Source organism: Flavobacterium sp. (assembly GCF_021151785.1).
Classification (GTDB): Bacteria; Bacteroidota; Bacteroidia; order Flavobacteriales; family Flavobacteriaceae; genus Flavobacterium.
Window position 1 is genome coordinate 1 of the sequence record NZ_JAGKWP010000192.1, and the last position, 1642, is coordinate 1642.

Consider the following 1642-nt stretch of genomic DNA (forward strand, 5'->3'; position numbering starts at 1 on the left):
AAGCGTTATTACTTATAAGACAAGTTCAGGCTGTATCAAAACAGCAACGGTAACCGTAAATGCAACTCCGACCATTACCGGTACATTAAATGTATGCGTAGGTTTAACAACAACTCTAACCGGTTCAGGCACTCCGGATGCAACAACTCCATGGGCATCTGCAACACCAGCAGTAGCAACAGTAAGTTCTACAGGTGTAGTAACAGGTGTTTCAGCTGGAACCAGTGTTATCACTTATAAAACAAGTTCAGGTTGTACAAAAACAGCAACGGTAACCGTAAATGCGAACCCAACGATCACCGGTACATTAACGGTTTGCGTTGGCTCAACAACAACGTTAACGGGTTCAGGAACTCCTGACGCTGCAACACCATGGTCATCTGCAACACCAGCAGTAGCTACAGTGAGCAGCACCGGTGTAGTAACAGGTGTTTCAGCGGGAACCAGTGTTATTACATATAAAACAAGCGCCGGCTGTATCATTACAGCAACGGTAACGGTAAATGCGAACCCAACCATTACGGGTACATTAACGGTGTGTGCCGGCTCAACCACACAGCTGACAGGCTCAGGTACAGCAGATGCAACCACACCATGGTCATCAGCAACTACTTCCGTAGCTACGGTAAGTTCTACAGGCCTAGTAACAGGTGTTGCCGCAGGAACAAGTGTCATTACTTATAAAAACAGCAACGGTTGTACAATTACAGCAACGGTAACAGTAAGTGCGATCCCAACAATCACAGGAACGCTAACGGTTTGCCAGGGCTTAACAACAACCTTAACCGGTTCAGGCACTCCTGATGCAACCGCCCCATGGACATCGGCAACACCAGCAGTAGCAACGGTGAGCAACACCGGTGTAGTAACAGGAGTTTCTGGCGGAACCAGCGTTATTACTTATAAAACAAGTGCTGGCTGTACTAAAACAGCAACCGTGACGGTAAATCCATCGTTACCGGTAAGCGTAACCATTGCGACACCGTCAACGACCATCTGTGCAGGTACAAGCGTAACATTTACATCTACGCCAACGAATCCGGGAACTACTCCGACGTATCAGTGGAAGAAAAACGGAACGGATATTTCAGGAGCAACGAACGCTACTTATACAACAACGACAGCTGCGAACAACGATAGCTATACATTGGTAATGACCAGCAACGCAACCTGTCCTACAGGCAACCCTGCTACGTCAAATGCGGTTGTGATCACAGTAACAACAGTTGTTGCGCCAGCAGTTAGCATTACAGCAGCACCAGGCAACACCATCTGCGCAGGAACGAGTGTAACCTTTACAGCAAACCCTGGCAACGGAGGATTAACACCGACTTACCAATGGAAGAAGGGTGGCACAGCAATCAGCGGCGAGACCAATGCAACGTATACGAGCTCCACACTTGCTACAGGCGATGCAATCAGCGTAGACATGGTAAGTAGCTCAGGCTGCGCGAGCCCGCCGAATGCAAATTCGAACGTGATCACGATGACGGTTAACCCGATTCCGGCACCGGCAGTCAGTGCGGCAGCAGATAAAACGAGCATCTGTCCAAGCGACAACGTAACATTCACAGCCACACCGACAGCAGGCGGAGCAGCACCAACGTACCAGTGGAAAAACAACGGTGTAGACATTTCCGGT

At 49.0% G+C, this 1642-nt stretch carries 1 protein-coding gene; it reads left to right on the plus strand.

The window, feature by feature from the left end; genetic code table 11:
* Positions 1 to 1642: hypothetical protein (locus QZ824_RS11565; RefSeq protein WP_291276170.1), on the plus strand; the 1642-nt coding region annotated here is incomplete at both ends.